This is a genomic window from Parafilimonas sp. (assembly GCF_051953455.1).
In the GTDB taxonomy this organism is placed as follows: domain Bacteria; phylum Bacteroidota; class Bacteroidia; order Chitinophagales; family Chitinophagaceae; genus Parafilimonas.
Window position 1 is genome coordinate 14274 of record NZ_JBQCIT010000010.1, and the last position, 20630, is coordinate 34903.

At 40.6% G+C, this 20630-nt stretch carries 17 protein-coding genes; 12 read left to right on the top strand and 5 right to left on the bottom strand.

Going from position 1 to position 20630, the window contains the following annotated elements; all coding sequences use genetic code 11:
- Positions 1 to 9 precede the first annotated feature (9 nt).
- Complete coding sequence (locus tag ACTHN6_RS03705) at positions 10 to 483, bottom strand: 23S rRNA (pseudouridine(1915)-N(3))-methyltransferase RlmH (RefSeq protein ID WP_440434368.1); 474 nt, start codon at positions 481 to 483, stop codon at positions 10 to 12.
- Between the two features lie 116 nt (positions 484 to 599).
- Here ACTHN6_RS03705 and ACTHN6_RS03710 point away from each other — a divergent pair, with 116 nt between their 5' ends.
- From ACTHN6_RS03710 to ACTHN6_RS03730, 5 genes are all read left to right on the top strand, one after another.
- Positions 600 to 1451: an endonuclease/exonuclease/phosphatase family protein gene (locus tag ACTHN6_RS03710; protein ID WP_440434369.1), complete on the top strand. Its 852-nt coding sequence runs from the start codon at positions 600 to 602 to the stop codon at positions 1449 to 1451.
- Between the two features lie 201 nt (positions 1452 to 1652).
- Complete coding sequence (locus ACTHN6_RS03715; RefSeq protein ID WP_440434370.1) at positions 1653 to 3944, top strand: PAS domain S-box protein; 2292 nt, start codon at positions 1653 to 1655, stop codon at positions 3942 to 3944.
- A gap of 12 nt (positions 3945 to 3956) precedes the next feature.
- Entirely contained in the window at positions 3957 to 4361 is a 405-nt protein-coding gene (locus ACTHN6_RS03720) for a response regulator (RefSeq protein WP_440434371.1), read from the top strand.
- Between the two features lie 155 nt (positions 4362 to 4516).
- A complete protein-coding gene (locus ACTHN6_RS03725) occupies positions 4517 to 6856 on the top strand; it encodes an ATP-dependent helicase (protein ID WP_440434372.1) in 2340 nt (779 codons plus the stop codon).
- 252 nt (positions 6857 to 7108) lie between these two features.
- Positions 7109 to 7309, top strand: coding sequence for a PLD nuclease N-terminal domain-containing protein (locus tag ACTHN6_RS03730; RefSeq protein WP_440434373.1), 201 nt, complete (start codon positions 7109 to 7111; stop codon positions 7307 to 7309).
- A gap of 53 nt (positions 7310 to 7362) precedes the next feature.
- Here ACTHN6_RS03730 and ACTHN6_RS03735 read toward each other — a convergent pair whose 3' ends face one another.
- Positions 7363 to 7515, bottom strand: coding sequence for a hypothetical protein (locus tag ACTHN6_RS03735; RefSeq protein ID WP_440434374.1), 153 nt, complete (start codon positions 7513 to 7515; stop codon positions 7363 to 7365).
- Positions 7516 to 7806: 291 nt separating this feature from the next.
- Here ACTHN6_RS03735 and ACTHN6_RS03740 point away from each other — a divergent pair, with 291 nt between their 5' ends.
- From ACTHN6_RS03740 to miaA, 3 genes are all read left to right on the top strand, one after another.
- Positions 7807 to 8406: an HD domain-containing protein gene (locus ACTHN6_RS03740; protein WP_440434375.1), complete on the top strand. Its 600-nt coding sequence runs from the start codon at positions 7807 to 7809 to the stop codon at positions 8404 to 8406.
- A gap of 117 nt (positions 8407 to 8523) precedes the next feature.
- On the top strand, positions 8524 to 9750 hold the full coding sequence (locus ACTHN6_RS03745; protein WP_440434376.1) for a 4-hydroxy-3-methylbut-2-enyl diphosphate reductase: 1227 nt from the start codon (positions 8524 to 8526) through the stop codon (positions 9748 to 9750).
- A 103-nt stretch (positions 9751 to 9853) separates the two neighbouring features.
- Complete coding sequence (gene miaA, locus ACTHN6_RS03750; protein WP_440434377.1) at positions 9854 to 10732, top strand: tRNA (adenosine(37)-N6)-dimethylallyltransferase MiaA; 879 nt, start codon at positions 9854 to 9856, stop codon at positions 10730 to 10732.
- Position 10733: 1 nt separating this feature from the next.
- On the opposite strand, the gene ACTHN6_RS03755 is transcribed toward miaA, so the two are convergent.
- Positions 10734 to 11912, bottom strand: coding sequence for a multiheme c-type cytochrome (locus ACTHN6_RS03755; RefSeq protein ID WP_440434378.1), 1179 nt, complete (start codon positions 11910 to 11912; stop codon positions 10734 to 10736).
- 256 nt (positions 11913 to 12168) lie between these two features.
- On the opposite strand from ACTHN6_RS03755, the gene ACTHN6_RS03760 reads away from it, so the two are divergent.
- The gene (locus ACTHN6_RS03760; protein ID WP_440434379.1) at positions 12169 to 15420 is read left to right on the top strand and encodes a SusC/RagA family TonB-linked outer membrane protein; all 3252 of its coding nucleotides are present in this window, start codon (positions 12169 to 12171) and stop codon (positions 15418 to 15420) included.
- 29 nt (positions 15421 to 15449) lie between these two features.
- The gene (locus ACTHN6_RS03765) at positions 15450 to 17168 is read left to right on the top strand and encodes a RagB/SusD family nutrient uptake outer membrane protein (RefSeq protein WP_440434380.1); all 1719 of its coding nucleotides are present in this window, start codon (positions 15450 to 15452) and stop codon (positions 17166 to 17168) included.
- A 113-nt stretch (positions 17169 to 17281) separates the two neighbouring features.
- Here ACTHN6_RS03765 and ACTHN6_RS03770 read toward each other — a convergent pair whose 3' ends face one another.
- On the bottom strand, positions 17282 to 17995 hold the full coding sequence (locus ACTHN6_RS03770) for an SAM-dependent methyltransferase (protein ID WP_440434381.1): 714 nt from the start codon (positions 17993 to 17995) through the stop codon (positions 17282 to 17284).
- Complete coding sequence (locus tag ACTHN6_RS03775; protein WP_440434382.1) at positions 17995 to 18774, bottom strand: EI24 domain-containing protein; 780 nt, start codon at positions 18772 to 18774, stop codon at positions 17995 to 17997. Before ACTHN6_RS03775 ends, ACTHN6_RS03770 begins: the two co-directional genes overlap by 1 nt.
- A 37-nt stretch (positions 18775 to 18811) precedes the next feature.
- Between ACTHN6_RS03775 and ACTHN6_RS03780 the strand changes: the two genes are divergently transcribed.
- Together ACTHN6_RS03780 and ACTHN6_RS03785 are read left to right on the top strand one after the other, a co-directional pair.
- On the top strand, positions 18812 to 19474 hold the full coding sequence (locus ACTHN6_RS03780; protein WP_440434383.1) for a DNA-3-methyladenine glycosylase: 663 nt from the start codon (positions 18812 to 18814) through the stop codon (positions 19472 to 19474).
- Positions 19475 to 19565: 91 nt separating this feature from the next.
- The gene (locus ACTHN6_RS03785; protein ID WP_440434384.1) at positions 19566 to 20624 is read left to right on the top strand and encodes a quinone-dependent dihydroorotate dehydrogenase; all 1059 of its coding nucleotides are present in this window, start codon (positions 19566 to 19568) and stop codon (positions 20622 to 20624) included.
- Positions 20625 to 20630 lie beyond the last annotated feature (6 nt).

A 20630-nucleotide genomic window follows, 5' to 3' on the forward strand; every position in this document is an offset into this window, starting at 1 on the left:
GTAAACCTTTTATGCATGGTGATACTTTTCATTGCGCAAAATAGTGCATGCGCGGTAAACCTGCTCGGCCAATATCAGGCGCGCCAGCCCGTGTGGAAAAACAAGTTTGGATAAGCTCCATATAAAATCGGCGCGCTGCTTTATTTCATTGCTTACGCCAAAAGCACCGCCAATTAAAAACACAATAGTTCTCGCGCCTGCATTTATTTTTTGTTCTATAAAATTTGATAATTCAACCGATGTTAATTGTTTGCCGGTTTCATCCAGCAGCATTAAGAAATCATCGTTTTTTATTTTGTTTAAAATAATTTTTGCTTCCTGCTTTTTCAATTCGGCTTCCGGCAATGCCGCAGCATTTTTTACCGGCGGAATGATCAGCCATTCAGCACTGTAATAATTATTTACGCGTTTGGTAAAATCATCAATTGCTCTTTTTAAAGCTTCATCATGCGGCTTGCCTATGTTGATAAATTGAAATTTCATTTTTTGTTATTGCTGCCACAAATGCACAGATGATTTTTTCATTAAATCACCAGCAGTTTTTTAGACCTCTGTGGCATTCGTTCAAAATTATATAACATTGCCCCAAATAATAAGTTATGCGATTGTTGAAATTTGTTTTATTCATTTCATTTTGCTTTATCACCATGTTTACAGAAGCGCAGCCCTTGAATGTAATGTCTTTTAATATTCGTTATAACAATACCGGCGACAGTTTAAATGCCTGGCCTTACAGAAAAGACCTTGCGGCTTCGCAGGTTAAATTTTTCAACGTACATATTCTTGGGGTACAGGAAGCTTTGGATAACCAGATGCAGGATTTGCAGCAACGGCTTCCCAATTATAAACATGCAGGCGTTGGCCGCGATGATGGCAAAACAAAAGGCGAATACAGCGCTATATTTTATGATACAGCAAGATTGCTTTGTTTAAAGCAAGCTACTTTCTGGCTTTCGCAAACGCCGGCTGAAGCAGGATCCAAAGGTTGGGATGCAGCGTTGCCAAGGATTGTTACCTGGTGCTTTTTTGAAGACAAAATCACGCATAAAAAATTCTATGCTTTTAATACGCATTTCGATCATATAGGTAAAGTGGCCCGGGCAGAAAGCGCTAAATTATTATTGCAGAAAATAAAGGAGCTGGCGGGTAGTTTGCCGGTAATTGTTACCGGTGATTTTAATGCAACGGAAGACGATGAGCCTATAAAAATTATTGTTGATAAAACCAGCGCGAACCATCTTACAGAATCTATTTCGGTTTCTCAAACACCACATTACGGGCCAACCGGCACATTCAATGCTTTTAAATCAAAAGAAGTGAGTGATAAAGCCATTGATCACATTTTTATAAAAAATAAAGTAAGCGTGCTGAAGCATGGCACCATTTCAGAAAGCTGGAATGGCAGGTTTTCCTCAGACCATTTTCCTGTGCTGGCAGTGGTGGCGTTATAGATGAAAACAGTTGCGCTGCGTTTTTTTACAGACCTGTTTTAATGGGCAGGTAGCCAATTGCTACCAATAACACCCTGCTGCGATGCAAACTGCGATAAAAAATTTGCTAAATTGCAATATTCTTACATTTGGAAAGCCCTGGTTCTAACTGTCCTGTAGCTGGAATAAGGTAACGTGTAGTTTTATTGTCAAAGAACTGAAATGATAGGAAAAAAAATTTATTCAACTACGTTTCGGATGCTTTCAGATGCTTCCCTGATTTTAAAACCGGATCCGCCATCTTTCACCATTGTGGATGTAAATGATGCTTGTTTGCATTTGGTAAATAGCAGCCGTGAAAACCTGATTGATAAAGACTTTTTCGAAATTTTCCCAATAGATCCCTATGAAAATACTACCGGCTGGAATGATGCTTTTAATGAAGTACTTCTAAAAAAAAGCGCTGTACGGTCGTTGCCTAAAAAATACAAATCACAGCCTGCTGAAACAGAGGCCTGGAATATAAAATACTTGGAGGCAAATAATACACCTGTGTTTAATGAAGAAGGAGTGGTTGAATATATTGTATGCACGCTGGAAGACAAGACCGAAGCGGCAATGTATTCAGACCTCATGGATAAAACCCTCCACGCAGCAAACATAGGCACCTGGCAAATAAAACAGCCGGGGCAGACACTTACCTGCTCGCAGGGGCTGCTGGATATTTTTGAGGCGGATGCCGCCTTTCAGCCTGGCATAAACGAATGGCTTAACTTTTTTGAGAATGAAAAAAACAGGGAGCGAATAAAACTTGCTCTTAAAAAGTTAGAGGAAAACGGAGGGACCTTTTGCGATACATTACCCATTATATCAGCCAAAGGCAACAAGAAATGGTTGCTGGTAACCGGTAAGGCCGATGTATCAGAGGATGCAAGCGTGCATATTTACGGTATTATGCAGGATGTTACTGAAAGTAAATCACTGGCAGAAACGGATAAGCTGGAAAGAAGCATACTGGCATTGAATGAAGCGCGGGAGCTGCCTGTAAGCGATATTTTATCTGAATATCTCAAAGGGATAGAATCACTTTACCCGGGGCTGTATTGCTCGATACATAAGATCCAGGATAGGCGCTTGTTGCGCTGGTCTGCCCCTTCGCTGCCGCAGAGTTATCTTGATGCAATTAACTATATTCCAATTGGCGAAAACACAGGGTCTTGCGGCACAGCCGCTTATTTCAAGAAGCCTGTATATATAAGTGATATTGCCAATGCCCCGGAGTGGGAGGACTATGCCTATTTGGCTTTGGCTTTAGGCTTTAAGGCCTGCTGGTCTTACCCTGTTATCGATTCCGGCGATAATGTAATTGCGGTATTGGGCATGTATTATAAACAGGTACGGCAGCCCGGCGATAAAGAACGAACAATTATTGAACGGGCCGTTAAGCTGTTACAGCTCATCCTGGAGAATGCTTTAAAATCAGAGCAACTAACGAAAGCAAACAAAATGATGAACAGGGTGCAGGAGTTAGCCAGGTTTGGCAGCTGGCAATGGAATGTAGAAACCAACGAGCTGCAATGGTCAGATGTTTTATATGATATTTACGGAGTTGATGCAAAGCTGTATTTTCCAAGCACCGAAAACTTCTTAGCCGCCCTGCTTGAAGAAGACAGGCAAAAAGTTATCAATACATTACAACATATACAGCAATCAGGAGAAGGTGCGGTATTTGAAGAACGCATTAAGCGCCCGAACGGGGAAATACGGTATTTGAAATCATGGGCAAGGCTGATTGATAACAGCGATGATGCTACCACCAAAATGATTGGCGCCTGCCTTGATATTACAGAAATAAAGGTTGCTGAAATGGATTTGCAAAACCTGTATGCCCAGCAGGAACTGCATCTTATCCAGATAACTGAATCAGAAAAAAAATACAGCGACCTGTTTCACCTTAGCCCTCAGCCTATATGGGTGTGCGATCCCGATACAAATAAAATTATAGATGTAAATGCCGCCGCAATTGATCTTTACGGATATACGCATAGCGAATTTACTTCTTTAGCCACATCAGCTATAGTTGTAGAGGCTCCGCTTTCACAAGAGGAGGGATCAATTGCATTACCCCCGCATGCCGGGCTGTTTTCAAAAGATGTTATCTTACATCGAAAGAAAAATGGCGAGGTTATATATGTTGTTGTGCTTTGTAAGCGTATTGAGCTGAGCGGCAAAATATCGCAAGTAATGATCATCCAGGATATCACCGAAAAATTAAACTATGTTCAGGCTATAGAATTACAAAACAGGAAATTACAGGAAATAGCCTGGATGCAATCACATTTGGTAAGGGCGCCATTGGCACGCATCATGGCACTTGCAGACCTTATTCAAAATGCCCCGGCAGGAGACATTGAAACGAACGATTTATTAGGAGCCATTAATCAATCAGCTATAGAGTTAGATAACGTTTTGCGGCCTATTATTGATAAAGCGGTGCAGATAAAGTTTATTTAAAACACCTACCAAATGCATCTTCTTGTGATGATAGTGGATGATGACCCCATATTTAGTTTAATAGCCGGGGCCTTGCTGAAACAACTGGGCATTATATACTCAACTCATATTTGTGCAAATGGTGAAGAAGCGCTGCAATTATTGGAAAAGCTGATTTCAAAAGAAAAAATAATTCTGATATTTCTTGACATTACCATGCCCGTGCTGGATGGCTGGGGCCTGCTTAACGCTTTGAAAGATTTTCCCTATAAAGAAAACATCCGGGTGGTAATGGTTACATCTTCCGTAAATAACGCCGATAAAGAGCAGGCATTAACATATGAACCAGTGATTGATTACCTTGTTAAACCCATGAAACGGGAAGATTTGTTAAAGCTGATGCAATCCAAACCGCTGGCTTCTTTTTTTATGCATTAAAGGCCGGCCCTAAACCGGCATCCTTGTAAGGAACCATTTTGTTATTTGAAATGGAGTATCAGTACCTCTATAAAATTACCCTTAAAATTTTGAAATATTTTAGGCTGTCAATAATTTTTTATTCCCTTTTTTAGGATGGAAGTTAACTTGCGCCCATGCAGGATTATTTGAAAGGATTGAACGAGCCGCAGCGTGAGGCAGCAACCCATATTAACGGTCCCTTAATGATCGTTGCCGGGGCGGGAAGCGGCAAAACAAAAGTGCTTACCACGCGTATTGCACATTTAATGGCAAACGGAATTGATGCATTTAATATTCTTGCGCTCACTTTCACTAACAAAGCCGCCGCCGAAATGAAAGAGCGCGTGGAAAAAATTCTCGGCAACAACGAAGCCCGCAACCTTTACATAGGCACTTTTCACAGCGTGTTTGCAAGAATTTTAAGAGCTGAAGCACATCGCATTGGTTATCCAAACAACTTTACCATTTACGATACAGACGACAGCCGCTCTGTTATAAAAACAGTGGTAAACGAGCTTAACCTCGACGATAAGTTATATAAACCAAACGTTGTACATAACCGCATATCATCTGCAAAAAATGCATTAGTCGGGCCTGATGAATATGCAACAGATTATTATTTACAGCAGGAAGATATGCGCGCCAACCGCCCCGCTTTGGCACAGGTGTATAAAGCTTACCAGGCACGCTGTTTCAAGAACGGCGCAATGGATTTTGACGATCTTTTATTTAAGATGTATGAACTGCTGCGCGACTTTCCCGAAGTGCTGCACAAATACCAGCATAAATTCAAATACATTTTAATTGACGAGTACCAGGACACCAATCCCGTTCAGTACCAGATAACGAAATTGCTCGCCGCTGTAAACGAAAATATTTGTGTAGTAGGCGATGATGCGCAAAGCATTTACAGTTTCCGCGGCGCCACCATTGAAAACATTTTGCAGTTTCAGCAGGATTATGATGATGTGAAAGTGATTAAGCTGGAGCAGAATTACCGCAGCACGCAAAGCATTTTAAATGTTGCCAATGAAGTCATTAAAAATAATAAGGGGCAACTGCCAAAAAGTTTATGGACAGAGAATGCGCATGGTGAAAAAATTAAACTGGTGCGCACCATGACGGATAATGATGAAGGTAAATATGTGGCCGATACCATTCAGGAACAAAAGCTGCGCAATCATTATCACAATAAACATTTTGCCATTCTTTACCGCACCAATGCACAAAGCCGTTCGTATGAAGAAAGCCTTCGCCGCATGGGTATTGCTTACAGAATTTTCGGCGGCATCAGCTTTTACCAGCGAAAAGAAATTAAAGACTTTATTTCCTATCTGCGGGTAATTGTAAACACGCGGGATGAAGAAGCATTAAAGCGCATCATTAATTATCCCATTCGCGGCATTGGTAAAACATCGGTGGAGAAGATCGTCATCTTCGCCAACGATCAAAACATAACTTTCTGGGATGTGCTTAACCGTGCTTCAGAGTTTGGTTTTAAAGCAGGCACGCTTGAAGCCATTCAGAATTTTGTAACCATGATCCGCTACTTTCAAAGCATGCTGGAACAAAAGAATGCATACGATGTTGCGGTGCAGGTGGGCAAGCATACCAATTTTGTAAAAGAGCTTTTTAACGATAAAAGCACAGAAGGTTTGGCCAGGTATGAGAACGTGCAGGAGTTGCTCAACTCCATAAAAGAATTTACCGAAAGCCCGGACAATGAAGAGGGTGAAGTGGGCGATAAACGTCTTGGCGCTTACCTGCAGCAGATAACATTATTAACCGATGCAGATGAAAAAGATGAGAATGCTGATGTGGTAAAGCTGATGACGATACACGCCGCCAAAGGTTTGGAGTTTCCGGTGGTATTTGTGGGCGGTTTGGAAGAAACATTATTTCCAAATGCCATGAGTATAAATACACGCGAAGAACTGGAAGAAGAAAGACGTTTGTTTTATGTGGCGGTAACCAGGGCCGAGAAGCATTTGTTTTTAACCCATGCCAATGCACGCTATCGTTTTGGCAGCTTAACCCAAAATGAACCCAGCCGCTTTTTAGACGAATTGCCCGAAGCCTTTTTAGATCGCACGTATGCAGGCGGCGGCGCAAGAAATCACAGCGGTATAAACAATATGGGTTCCGCATTTGCAAGAATGCACCGTGGCTTTGAAGGGAATACCCAATTCTCAAACGCAAACCGCCAGCCACCGGCATCAAAATCTTCGGCATTGCCCACCGGGTTAATCAGCAAGCCGCCGCAAACGGTTCAGCATATTCCATCAAAAGATTTTGTGCCTAGCGACACCACCAATTTGCAGGAAGGCCAGAAAGTGGAGCACCAGAAATTTGGTTATGGATTAGTGACCAAACTGGAAGGCAGTGCCCATAATCCCATTGCAACCGTAAAGTTTGAATTGAACGGCGAAAAAAAGATCATGCTGAATTATGCGAAGCTGCGGATTGTGGAATGATGGTGTGAACGGCTAACGATTAATTGAAGCTGCAGTTTAATGATCATGCATAAATCCTTTACAGCGCTTCGCATGCTCAGTTGCAGCAGTTTCATTTGTGCATTTTCCTGATTTATTTTTTACAGCACTTTAAGATTGGCCGCAAGACACTTACAAGTGCCAGGCATCGCTCACTTTTTTCAGCAAAATGTTGTTTCTTTGGTACATCCTATCAAAAACAGTTGCAACGCCGTCAACAATTAAATATATAAAATGGGAAACCTTGCCCTTTACGAATTAATCCTTATAGTTATTGTTTTAGTGCTTCCGCTTATTGCCCTGGTTGATATCTTAAAAAGCAATTTTAAAAGAGATGTAAATAAAACTGTTTGGGTTATCGTCGTTATTTTCCTGCCGGTTATGGGTTCAATATTATATTTTTTACAGGGCAGAGGCCAAAAGGCAGGTAATTAAAAATACCAGCTTCCGGCAATCTGGGTTTTACGTCCGGGCACACACCAGGTGCCTCACACATCTTCAACTTCTTCTCCGCATTCCTGGCGCAGCAAAATATTGTGCTGGCCAATGATGCCGGCACCGGCATGGCCACCCAAACGCGGGATACTGCCCGCAGTCTGCTTAAAAAGCAAAGCGAAAATTACCGCCAGCTCTGCGGTCATTATTTTAGTACGGCCTGGGCGCACCTCACGGGCGGCGTTCAGTTTCTCAAAACCTTTTATGCTGGTAAGAAGTTTTAGTCACCTGCATTAATAATTGATGTGTTGTTTTATGTATTTGCCTGTTGATGCATAATCAACTGCTGAAGGGCTGCCGGATAGAAATGGAAAGCCCGGTGAAGGGTTGTGTAATGGCCGGTGCCGGACTTGCAATGAATAGCCGCAACAGTTGTTGATTTTTATATAGAAGATAACAGCCCCATCTGTTAAGTTTGTTCTTAAAATTTATTGTTTATGTCGTTACACTTAGGCCGTCAGACTTTTGGTAACCCGGCCAATGCAGGCAAAGTTTTATCAAAAGAAGATGCGTATAATTTGTTGAATGACTGGGTGAAAAACCCGCGCCTGCAATTGCACATGAAACAGGTGGCTGCGGTAATGTATGCATGGGCTAAAGAAAGAGAAGGTTTAACTGATGCCGATGCATGGCGCTGGGAACTTGCCGGTTTGTTACATGATGCAGACTGGGACCAATGGCCGGAAACACATTGCAGAAAAATTATTGAAGAACTGGAGCGCAGGAATATCGATCCTGAAATTATTCATGCCATCGCCAGCCACGGCCCATTGCATTTTGGCGTGGAACCACAAACCGCAATGGATAAAATGATCTATGCTTTTGATGAATTAAGCGGGTTGATCCATGCTTATTCCTTAATGCGGCCAAACGGGTATGAAGGCATGGATGTAAAAGGTGTAAAGAAACGCCTGAAAGAAAAATCTTTTGCGGCAAACGTTTCGCGGGATGAAATAAATGATGCCTGCAGCAGGGCGGGGGTGGCGTTGGATGAACTGATTGCGTTTATTATTCCAAAACAGGCTGTTGTAGGTTGAACAAATACGGTTCATGATTACGAGTTGGCCGAATAGGAGTAAACTCCGTGAACAGTTAAACTCCTGTGTGTTCTTTTAACTTCTTATCTCTCAGCAAATCTTAACTTTGCGCAGTTTATGAAGCAATTTGCAGTTCCCAATATATACCGCAGTGAGCTTATTACAGCTATAAAAAATAAAAGGAAACGTGAGGATAAACTGAAGAAAGATTTCACACCCACGCTGCTTGATTTTGGCCCGCTGCAAATTTATCTCGCAAGGCATTTTGGCTTTTGCTATGGTGTTGAAAATGCTATTGAAATAGCTTTCAGAACCATTGAAGAAAATCCCGGTAAAAGAATTTTTTTGCTGAGTGAAATGATTCACAATCCGCAGGTAAACGCCGATCTTAAAGAACAGGGAATTGAGTTTTTACAGGATACTTATGGCAAACAGCTTATCCCCTTTGAAACATTAAAAGAAGATGATATTGTACTGATCCCGGCTTTCGGTACTACGCTTGAAATTGAAGCCTTGTTGCAGCGCAAAGGCATTCAATCCGAAAAATATAATACCACCTGTCCCTTTGTAGAAAAGGTTTGGAACCGAAGCGCACAAATTGCCGGTAAGGGGTACAGTATTGTGGTGCATGGCAAACCAAAGCATGAAGAAACAAGGGCAACATTTTCACATGCTTCATCTAAAACGCCAACGGTTATTGTGAATGATATGAACGAAGCGGTTGAACTGGCCAACTATATTACAGGTAAAAAACCGGCGGAAGAATTTTATAAGGAATTTAATGGCCGTTACTCCAATGGCTTTGATATTACAAAAGACCTGCAGCGTTTTGGTGTGGTGAATCAAACCACGCAGCTTGCCACTGATACGCAGGCTATTGCCGACTATTTAAAACAGGTTGTAAAAACACATTATAACCTTGATGATAAAAATATTCAGGAGCGTTTTGCAGATACGAGGGATACGCTTTGTTATGCCACCAACGATAACCAAACGGCCGTAGCCGATTTGCTGAATACAGCGGCAGATATAGCCATAGTAGTTGGCGGTTACAACAGCAGCAATACTTCGCATCTTGTGGAATTATGTGAAGAAAAACTGCCTACATTTTTTATAAGCAGCGCCGATAAAATTTTGTCTTCAACAGAGATTATGCATTGCAACTGGCGCACCAAGCAGGAATACCTTACTCAAAGTTATATGCCCTCCAAAAAGCCGTTACGCATTTTAATTACCAGCGGTGCAAGCTGCCCGGATGCCGTTGTGGAAGATGTGATTGAGCGTCTTGCCGGATTCTTCTCAACAGAAAAGAATGTGCAGGCTTTTATTCAGGATTTTTCATAATGGCAGAATCCATCATTAAAATTATTTTTACCTGAAGTTGATTGCACCGGCCTTCCAGGCGCTATTCCATTGACTTTACATTTTCTAATCAGCAGTTTAAAACATGCAGAAAACCGTAATTATAATTGTTGGGCCAACGGCATCAGGCAAAACGGCATTGTCATTACAATTGGCTGCACATTATAAAACAAGTATTATTTCTGCTGATTCAAGGCAATGCTATAGGGAGTTGAACATTGGCGTAGCCAAACCGCCCGAAGCAGCGCTGCAATCCATTCAACATTATTTCATCAACTCTCATTCTATTCATGATAATGTAAATGCGCAGGTGTTTGAAACCTATGCTTTACAAGCTGTTGAAGAAATATTTGCCAATAATAATGTAGCGATAATGGTGGGCGGTACAGGCATGTATATAAAAGCATTCTGCGAAGGGCTGGATGCCATGCCCGAAATTGACCCATCAATCCGGGAAACCATCATCCAGCAATACAACCTGCAGGGTTTAGCCTGGTTGCAAAACGAAGTGAAGGAGAAAGACCCGGTATTCTGGCAGCAGGCTGAACAGCAAAATCCCCAACGCTTAATGCGGGCGCTTGAAGTAATAACATCAACCGGCATTTCAATAACTCTATTGAGGAAACAGGAGAAGAAAACGCGGCATTTCCAAGTAAAGAAAATCGGCATCAACCTGCCTAAACAGCAATTGCATGAAAATATTAATTCGCGGGTAGATGAAATGATCAGGGAAGGGTTGGTGGAGGAAGTGAGATCGTTGCTGCCTTATAAGAATCTGAATGCGCTGCAAACCGTTGGATATAAAGAGGTATTTGATTACCTCGAAGGAAATTGCAGCCTGGCTGAAGCCATTGAAAAAATCAAATCGAATACCCGCCAATACGCCAAACGACAGCTTACCTGGTTTAAAAAAGATAAGGAGGTGGAATGGGTTGAGAAATATGAAGATGTTGATAGCCCTTAACTCATTTCCATTCGTTTTTAGGGTAAACGGCAATCCGGTGTGTTCTCAGCATATAGTGGATGTTATTGGCTTCTGTTTCATTATTAAAATCGAGGCTTTTTGATGAACGTAAGGGCATGTGGCAGGTGATGCAATTATTCGCAGAAACCTTTATGTCAATTTTATGGTTTACTTGCTGATGGCAGGATACGCATTGATTGATCTGCGCTTCCATATCTTCCTTCGATTGATGTGGCGCATGGCAGGTTATACAGGTCATTTTACTTTGACGGAAACATTTACTAAGCTGTAATAGTTGTAATTGCATGCCATGTACATCCGGTTCGCCGGAGGCGGGATTATAAAAAAGATAATACCTGGATAAAGTGTCGCCCGGTACAAAGTTGAAAATAGATTTAATTTTTATAGGATCGCCTGAGTGGCATGTACCGCACAAATCTACCTGCTGTTGCCTTGTCAGCGATTTGATAGATGTAATAAATTTCGCTTCCTTAACGCCGGGATTTTCTTCCTGGAATTTTACATGTTGTGCTGCAGGGCCATGACATCGTTCACAATCAATGCCATATATAATGGAGGCTGGATCATAAACCTGTTTTATTTGCAATAAAGTGCCTTCCCTTTGTTCGTTAACCCGGGCAAACGACGTATGACATTCCAGGCACCTGCTGGGTATAATCCTGGTAAAATAAGGATGATCAATGGGAAATCCCGGACTGTTTGTCCATAGCTTTTCATTTGTAAGGTAGGTTAAGGGCAATTGATACAGCTGGCTGTCTTGCCAATATCCATACGTTTGGGCCTTAATTGCCGCGCCGAAACTAATATCTATTTTTTTTGAAAATTCTTTCTGGTCATTTTTATAACCCGTTTGGTAAAATACGCTGTCTTTATTATTTATAATTACTTTTTGATTGTTTTGGAAATTGATTGTGTTATTGGCAGCATTAATAATGCTTTTTAGAAACTTATAATCAGCTTTACCGGAAGTTTTATAATGGCTGTTATGTACATAGGAGTTGGCAACGTCCTGGTGGCAGGAAATACAACTTTCTGAGCCTGCATATTGGCTACCCCGTGAATCCCTGCCAGCACTTTCACCGGAAGAACACCTGGTAAAAACGAAAAGAGCAGTGAGGATAACCGCAAAAACGATCACACATTTTTTTAGATAAAGCATGATGAATATTTGAAGATTGAAGGTATGTGTTGATTTAAAGATTTCTAGATTTTGTTAGCAGATGAAAAATAAAGGTCTTTTTAAAATGATACTATTTTGTCCATCTCCTTATTCAATTTCATCTACTTTATTGATTAATAGAAGGTTATTTTTATCTAAAAAGTACATTTTTTATATTTTTTTTTGGATAGATGCAATGAAATGTTAATCTTAGCTGTCTTATAGCTTATTTATTCATCACTTCTTATCAATTCTTATGAGACAAAAAAACGATTGCATGCGCTTTGGCGCCAGTTTTCTATTGTTCTTTTTATTAAGTTTTTCAGCAATTGCGCAAAAAACAGTCACGGGTAAAGTTACCAATGCCAAAGACGGTACACCGGTTGGCTTTGCCACCGTAACCGTAAAGGGCACTAATACTGCAACGGCTTCCGCTGCAGACGGTTCATTCACCATCAACCTGCCTGCCGGCAGCACGATTCTCGTTATTAGTTCTGTTGGGTATGCCCCCGCAGAAGTTGATGCCTCTTCAGGAAATGTTGATGTACAACTTACAGAATCAGCCTCTTCGCTGGAAGAGATTGTTGTTACCGGTTATTCTGCTCAGCGTAAAAAAGACCTGACAGGTTCAGTGGCCGTTGTTAACATGGATGAACTAAAATCCCAGCCTGCAGCAAGCCCGATAGAATCTATGCAGGGTAAGGCCAGCGGTGTACAGATCATAAACGATGGTGCTCCGGGCTCAACTCCCCAAATACGAATAAGGGGTTTTAGTACTATCAATAATAATGATCCTTTATTTATTATTGATGGTATGCCGTATAAAGGCAAATTAAGCTGGCTTAGCTCTGAGGACATCGAGAGTATGCAGGTGTTAAAAGATGCCTCTGCAGCATCTATTTATGGATCAAGGGCTAATAATGGTGTGGTTATTATTACAACCCGCAAAGGCAAAAAAGGTGTTCCTTCAAAAGTTTCATTAAATGCTTATTATGGAACTCAGTCACCCAATCGCAGCCGCTATCCCAATTTTATGAATCCTACCCAGTATGCAAATTATTTTTATCAGCAGTTCATAAATGCAGGCCAAACCCCAGGATTAACATCAACAACGGGGACTAATTATGGAACATCTCCCACAACACCGGATATTGCTGAATACCTGGTGGCAGGCACTAAAACAGGGCATGATGTTACAGCCGCAGATGCTGATCCTTCCAAATACAATTATTCACAGAATTCTTCTACTTTTTACCAGATTACAAAAACAAATCCGCAGGGTACAGACTGGATGCGTGTTATAACACAAGATGCACCTATGCAAAACTATGAGTTAAGTATCCTGGGAGGTGGGAACAATTCTACTTATGCCGTAAGCGGAAATTATTTTAAACAGGAAGGTACTATAAAATACACCGGTTTCGAGAGAGCTGTTGTTAGGGCAAATACAAGTTTTAATACTTTAAATGACCACCTCACAATAGGAGAGAACATGCAGTACTCTTACGACAAAAACCAGGGTTTTGCCACAAACAGGAATGTTTCCGGTGAATACCAGGGCGAAGGTTCTCCTATCGGCTGGGTATACCGCATGCAAACCATTATTCCTGTTTATGATATCATGGGAAATTTTGCAGGTACAAGGGGTGATAAACTGGGTAATTCCGAAAATCCGCTGGCTGTTTTATACAGATCAAGAAACAACATAAGTAATAATAACCAGTTTTTTGGTAGTGCTTATGCAGACCTGATGATTATAAAAGGGCTGAATTTAAAAACGACGTTCGGGATGCAGTACAACAATTTCAAATGGCAGGGCTTTACTGTACCAAACCCCGAATTTTCGGAAGGCAGCATCGACAGGAATTCTATAGACGAGCACCAGGGCTATGCAAGCAGCTGGACATGGACCAATACGCTTACCTATAGAAAAACTTTCAACAATGCACATACCCTTACAGTTTTAGCCGGAACAGAAGCGATCAAAAACCAGGGCAGAACGCTTGATGGTTATGGAAACGGTTATTTCCTTTACGGAAATACTGATTATTATACTTTGGGTACTGCATCAAGCACGAGTTCCGGTAGTTCAGCTTATGCAAGCTCATTGTATTCTCTATTTGGACGCATTGATTATGCTTTTAAAGACAGATACCTGGTTTCCGGGACCGTACGTCGCGATGGATCTTCTAATTTTAGCCCCGACGAAAGATATGCTGTTTTCCCGGCTGGAAGTGTTGCCTGGAGGTTGTCACAGGAAGAGTTTATGAAAGGCGTTTCCTGGCTGAATGACCTTAAAATACGTGCAGGATTTGGCATAACCGGTAACCAGGATATTCCTTCATTTCAATATTTGAGGAGGTACCAGGCAAGTATCAATACTTCTTATTATCCTATTGGTGGTGGCGCACCGCAAAGCGGTTTATGGGTAAATTCCTACGACAACCCGAATGTTAAGTGGGAGCAGGCCCAGTCTCTGAACATTGGTCTTGATTTCACCATAATCAATAATAAACTTGAAGGTAGTGTTGACTGGTATAATAAAGATACAAAGGATATGCTGTACCCTGTACCGCAACCGGCTTCTGCAGTTGGAGGTGGCTCATCTCCCTATCTTAATATAGGTAAGATGAATAATAAAGGGGTAGAAGTATCCTTGACTTATCATTATACCGGAGCAGGCAAAGATGCTTTCAGGTTTGACCTGACGGGTAATGTTTCTGCTAACAAAAACAAAATTGTGGAATTAGCACCGGGTATACCGTTTGTCCAGTATAATACAATAAGAGCGATTACCACATCAATATTATACCCTGGTTACGCCTTTGGTTCTTTTTATGGTTATAAGATGATTGGCATTTATCAAAACCAGGAAGATGTAACAAAAGGTCCTTCTTACGAAGATGCAAGGGTTGGTGGACCAAAATATGCTGATATTTCCGGACCAGACGGTAAGCCTGATGGCATTGTAGATGCTAATGACCGTACTATTATCGGAAACCCAATGCCGAAGTTTATATACTCATTAGGATTTAATGCTTCTTATAAGCACTTTGACATATCTATGTTCTTTAATGCTTCTTCAGGTAATGACCTCTTCGACATGACCCGCTATTACACCGACTTCGGTGGATTTGACGGTGCTGTTACAACAAGAATGCTGAACGCATGGAGTCCGAACAACACAGGCAGTATGATACCATCTCCATACAGAGGCCGCCCCAATGTTGAAATGCAGTCATCCAGCTACTATGTTCAGGACGGTTCTTTCTTTAAGATGAAGAATCTTCAAATTGGTTATAATTTCCAAATAGAGGGAGCACTTAAAAATGCTATCAGCAACTTAAGAGCTTATGTAAGCGCCACAAATCTTTTCGTTATAACAAAATATAGCGGAATGGATCCGGAAGTAAGCCAGATTTCAAGCACTTACAGTGCACCTGGTGTTGATATAGGTGTAGTTCCTATGTCAAGGCAGTTTTTACTTGGTGTAAACGTAACTTTTTAATTCTAACGTGAAGCTTTAAAAAATAAAATATGAACAGAATACGCAATATAATTATAGCAGGTTTTATTATCTCGGTCGTTTCCTGCAAGGATAGCTTTCTTGATCAAACACCGCAAGGGCAGCTTATAACCGACCAGATTACAACAACAAAAGGAGTTGAAAATCTTCTTATAGGTGCTTATGGATTAATGAACGGAAACATTAATGGAACATGGGGTAATTATGCGCCGGCCCCAAGTATGTGGTTATTTGGTGAAGTAGCTGCTGATGATGCTCATAAAGGCAGTAACAGTTCTGACCAGAGTTTTATGAATGATATTGAGCACCACGTACCAACGAGTGTAAATGATAATTTGGCTATTACATGGAGAAATTACTATGAAGGTATCATTCGCTGTAATAATACACTTGCTGTTTTGGCCCAGGTACAAAGCGGATCAACCGATAAATTTAGTGATGAAAGGGCAACACAAATTCAGGCAGAAGCAAAAATGCTGAGAGCACATTATTACTTCTTTTTGTACAGGATATTCAAAAATATCCCGTACATAGATGAAACCATGTCAACTCCTGATGCGGCTGCTGCCACTAATGATGTAGACGTGATGCCTAAAATCATTGAAGACCTTAAGTTTGCCGCAGACAATCTGCCTGCTTCCCCACCATTGGGCGATGTTGGAAGATCTACAAAAATAGCGGCACAGGCATACTTAGGCAAAGTGTATTTGTATCAGAAACAATATGCCGAAGCACTTGCTTTATTTAAAACAGTTATTGCTGCAAGGCCTACACTTACTTCAATTCCGTTTGATGACAATTTCAATATTGCCACAGAAAACGGACCTGAATCTATATTTACAGTGCAAAATGTTATTAACGCTGATAAAAGTGGCGATAATGGCAATGTGGGTGATATGTTGGGCGGATTATATGGAAGTGCCCCCGTTAATTGTTGCGGATTTAACCAGCCTTCTATTGATTTGGTTAATGCCTATAGGGTAGATGCAAATGGGTTACCTTACCTTGATAACAGTTACAGGAACAACCCTTATCTATCTGATTTTGGATTATCCGGAACTGAAAAGGACAACTATAAAGTAGACCAAAATATCGCTTTTGATCCGCGGCTGGATTATACAGCAGGCCGCAGGGGTGTTCCTTACAGGGATTGGGGAGTAATGGCTGGTGATGGCTGGATTCGTGACCCCGCTTATGCAGGCCCGTTTGTGGGTATAAAAGATATGATTAACGCTGCTGATTTTGCCTCTAATACTGCATCAGGCGCTCTTTATATAACAGGATTGAATGTCAACATTATCAGGTTAGCTGACGTGTATTTGATGGCTGCGGAATGTGCTATTGAAACAGGCGATCTTGGTTATGCATTAATAATGGTAAATGATGTGCGTGCAAGAGCAGCTAAATTGCCAGGGGTAACAGTGAATGGTAAGCCTGCTGCAGCTTATAAAGTGGGCTTATATCCATCATTTCCCAATGCAGACTACGCACGCAATGCGGTGCGTTTTGAAAGGAGGCTTGAACTTGCTATGGAAGGCCATCGCTTCTTTGACCTTGTTAGATGGGGAATTGCTAAACAAGCAATAGAAAGCTATTCCGCTTTTGAAGGCAAATACTTGCCCAATAATAAAGGCATTACTTTCGATGAAGATAAGGATACTTACTTCCCGATTCCACAGGATCAGCTTGACAGAAGTAACGGCGCTTTAAAACAAAATGCCGGGTATTAATAAATAATTGATGTAATAAAAGAGAGGCTTTCTGAAAGGAAGCCTCTCTTTTTTTGCATAAAGATTTTATTGACTTCTGTTAATTAAAATAGAGGAATTCAAAAGGAATTGATTTAGCCGTTACCATACAGCAAAAAGATCGCCGGCATTTTATGCAGTTCAATTTTTTCTTTCTTCCAGTCTTTTATTTTTTTGGTTTGAATAGATTCTGTTGAAGCTGTTATATCTACAGCAATACATAATTGCGTTTCAGGTTTTGCAGTTGTGAGAATATCATTTACCAATTGATTATTTCGATAAGGTGTTTCAATAAAAATTTGTGTACACCTTTTTTTAATGGATTCATTTTCCAGTTCAATAACTTTCTTTTTGCGTTCGTGTGCATCCACCGGCAAATAACCAACAAACTGGAAACTTTGACCATTCATGCCGCTGGCCATTAATGCGAGAATGATAGAATTAGGGCCAACCAGTGGTATCACTTTTGCCTGCATTTGCTGTGCAATATGCACGAGCATTTGTCCCGGATCGGCAATGCCGGGACAGCCGGCTTCACTCATTATACCAATTGTTTTATGTTGTGCTATATCGTTCTTAAAGCTTTGCTGCACTTCCGTTTCAGCCTTATGAATTGTATGCCAGGTGTAAGCATTAATATCAATCTCTTTCCATATTTTTTTTAAAAATCTTCTTGCAGTGCGTTCATTCTCCGCGTATAAAATATTGCATTGTTTAACGGCATTAATTATATAGGAAGGAATTGTTTGCAGTGCAATTTCATCTTCATGCAAAACAATGGGGACGAGATAAATGGTTGCTGTTGGCATCAGGCTTCGGTATTTGAAGGAATAATATCTTTTGCTTCATGCAGGCTTAGCGTTGCAGCAACTACGGCGTATGTTGGTGCAAGCACCCAGCCTATTATCGGTACAACCTGTATTAAATAAAACATTAACCCATTGCCAATAGCAAGGCCTTTATGATTGCCGATAAAATATATGCTGTCTGATGCACTTATCTTTTTTCTTTCAAAGCTATAATCGAGCATGGAAAAGCCATAATAATAACATTCAACCAGCAAAGCAAGTAAGGGCGTAAGCCATCCGGCAATTGGTATCAATGATAATATTAATATTGAAATCATGTAAACAGATTGCCATAAACAATTACGCAACGCAATTCTTATTCCCCTGAAAATATCTTTAATGAATTGCTTTGCATCAAACTCGAATTCTTTTTCCTCAATAATCGATGCGGTTTTTTCACTTAAATAAGCAAATACAGGTGAGCCAAGAATCAGCCATATATATTTAAATAATGAAAAATAAAAAAGCATTTGTATAAGCCAGAGCATTATGCCTCCGAATGCAAAAAGAAAACCAAGCAGGCCCGAACCGTTTTCAGCAAGCCATGCTTTTATGCCGGTTTTTAAACTAAGCCATTCTATAAAATTGTTAGCCGTTAACCCAAAAAAATATAGGGAAATTACAAAGAGGATACAGTAAATAATACCGGGAATAATTATCCATTTCCAAAGCTTATGTTCACGTATAAAATAATGCGCTTTGTAATAACTCTGTATGGATATAATGATCTCTTTAAGCAACAGGTACTAATTTTAGATATTAAATGTAATTCAATTGATGGTTACAGACAGGCTTACAACGAAAGAACAGCAATTTTTAGCATCGTTGAAAATGTTAAATGAAAATTTTTATATGCGCAAAGATGTTGTAAAAATTTCAAAGGAATTGTTGGGTAAAATAATCGTTACCTATTTTAATGAACAACTTACGGCTGCCCGCATTACCGAAACAGAAGCTTATAACGGAATTGTTGATAAAGCCTCGCATGCTTACAATAACCGCCGCACCAAACGTACCGAAATTATGTATGCCAATGGTGGCGCTGCTTATGTGTACTTATGTTATGGAATTCACCATTTATTTAATGTGGTGACCAATTTGAAAGACGTACCCAATGCAGTGCTTGTTCGTGCAGCAGAACCGCTTATTGGTATTGATGTCATGCTTGCGCGTACCCGTAAAAAAAAGTTGGATTATACGTTAACGAGCGGCCCGGGCAATGTTTCAAAAGCGCTGGGCATTTATACGCATCATACCGGTATTGATTTGAGAAGCGACCATTTCTTTATTGCAGCCGATGATTATGTTTTAACAAAAAAAGATATAATTACTGCAACCCGTATTGGTGTTGATTATGCGGCTGAAGATGCTTTACTGCCTTACCGGTTTTTAATAAAAAATAATAAGTATGTAACGAAGCCGCCTAAGTTGAATAGTTGATAGGTTGAAAAGTTGATAGGTTGATTGGTTGAGAAGAAGTCAATCTTTTAGCCTTTTCACGTTTGACGTTTCACGTTCTTATCTTCGCAATATGTTTTATTCTGCTGTGCGCAAGCTGCTGTTTAATTTTGATCCTGAAGCGGTTCATTATTTTGCAATGAACAGCTTAAAAACGGCTTGTAATATTCCATTTGCCAAAAAAATTATTGAAAGGAGTTTTGAGGATAATAACCCTTCCCTGCAAAAAAATGTTTTTGGTTTAAACTTTAAAAACCCGGTTGGCCTGGGAGCAGGCTTTGATAAAAATGCCTTGTATTTAAGAGAACTTAAAGCGCTAGGTTTTGGATTTGTGGAAATAGGAACTGTAACGCCCAAACCGCAGCCAGGCAATGATAAACCCCGCTTGTTTCGCCTGCCTGCAGATAAAGCATTGATCAACCGTATGGGTTTTAATAATGATGGCGTACATGCAATTAAAAAGCGCCTTTATGAATGGCTTGAGGAGGTTGACAGGCTTAAAGATAATAGTCTTGTGATAGGAGGGAACATTGGCAAAAACAAAGTAACGCCTAATAAAGATGCCTGGAAAGACTATGATATTTGTTTTCGTGAATTGTTTGATTGTGTTAATTATTTTGTGGTGAATGTGAGCTCACCCAATACGCCCGGCCTGCGCGAATTGCAGGAGAAAGATTCGCTGAGAAAAATACTGGCACATTTGCAAACCATTAATTATACCTATTCAAAACAAAAACCGCTGTTACTTAAAATTGCACCTGACCTGAACCATGCACAGCTTGATGATATTATTGCCCTTGCATTTGAAGTAAAGCTTGATGGCATCGTTGCCACAAATACAACCATTTCAAGAGAAGGGCTGAAAGCTGAAAGTTCAAAGCTAAAAGCTTCGGAAGCAGGCGGATTAAGCGGCAAACCTGTATTTGAAAAATCAAATGAAGTGCTGCAATATTTAATCAGAAATTCAGATAATAAAATTCCTGTAATTGCAAGCGGTGGTATTTTTACGGGAGAAGACGCCAAAGTAAAACTGGATGCGGGCGCTTCGCTGGTGCAGGTATGGACGGGCTTTATTTATGAAGGCCCTTCCATAGTGAAAAATATAAACCGTTTTTTACTGAATCTTGATTGAACAGGG

Bases quoted from the DNA above. Each gene is read 5' to 3' on its own strand.
- ACTHN6_RS03705 (WP_440434368.1), bottom strand. From the start codon at position 483: ATGAAATTTCAATTTATCAACATAGGCAAGCCGCATGATGAAGCTTTA.
- ACTHN6_RS03710 (WP_440434369.1), top strand. From the start codon at position 600: ATGCGATTGTTGAAATTTGTTTTATTCATTTCATTTTGCTTTATCACC.
- ACTHN6_RS03715 (WP_440434370.1), top strand. From the start codon at position 1,653: ATGATAGGAAAAAAAATTTATTCAACTACGTTTCGGATGCTTTCAGAT.
- ACTHN6_RS03720 (WP_440434371.1), top strand. From the start codon at position 3,957: ATGCATCTTCTTGTGATGATAGTGGATGATGACCCCATATTTAGTTTA.
- ACTHN6_RS03725 (WP_440434372.1), top strand. From the start codon at position 4,517: ATGCAGGATTATTTGAAAGGATTGAACGAGCCGCAGCGTGAGGCAGCA.
- ACTHN6_RS03730 (WP_440434373.1), top strand. From the start codon at position 7,109: ATGGGAAACCTTGCCCTTTACGAATTAATCCTTATAGTTATTGTTTTA.
- ACTHN6_RS03735 (WP_440434374.1), bottom strand. From the start codon at position 7,515: ATGACCGCAGAGCTGGCGGTAATTTTCGCTTTGCTTTTTAAGCAGACT.
- ACTHN6_RS03740 (WP_440434375.1), top strand. From the start codon at position 7,807: ATGTCGTTACACTTAGGCCGTCAGACTTTTGGTAACCCGGCCAATGCA.
- ACTHN6_RS03745 (WP_440434376.1), top strand. From the start codon at position 8,524: ATGAAGCAATTTGCAGTTCCCAATATATACCGCAGTGAGCTTATTACA.
- miaA (WP_440434377.1), top strand. From the start codon at position 9,854: ATGCAGAAAACCGTAATTATAATTGTTGGGCCAACGGCATCAGGCAAA.
- ACTHN6_RS03755 (WP_440434378.1), bottom strand. From the start codon at position 11,912: ATGCTTTATCTAAAAAAATGTGTGATCGTTTTTGCGGTTATCCTCACT.
- ACTHN6_RS03760 (WP_440434379.1), top strand. From the start codon at position 12,169: ATGAGACAAAAAAACGATTGCATGCGCTTTGGCGCCAGTTTTCTATTG.
- ACTHN6_RS03765 (WP_440434380.1), top strand. From the start codon at position 15,450: ATGAACAGAATACGCAATATAATTATAGCAGGTTTTATTATCTCGGTC.
- ACTHN6_RS03770 (WP_440434381.1), bottom strand. From the start codon at position 17,995: ATGCCAACAGCAACCATTTATCTCGTCCCCATTGTTTTGCATGAAGAT.
- ACTHN6_RS03780 (WP_440434383.1), top strand. From the start codon at position 18,812: ATGGTTACAGACAGGCTTACAACGAAAGAACAGCAATTTTTAGCATCG.
- ACTHN6_RS03785 (WP_440434384.1), top strand. From the start codon at position 19,566: ATGTTTTATTCTGCTGTGCGCAAGCTGCTGTTTAATTTTGATCCTGAA.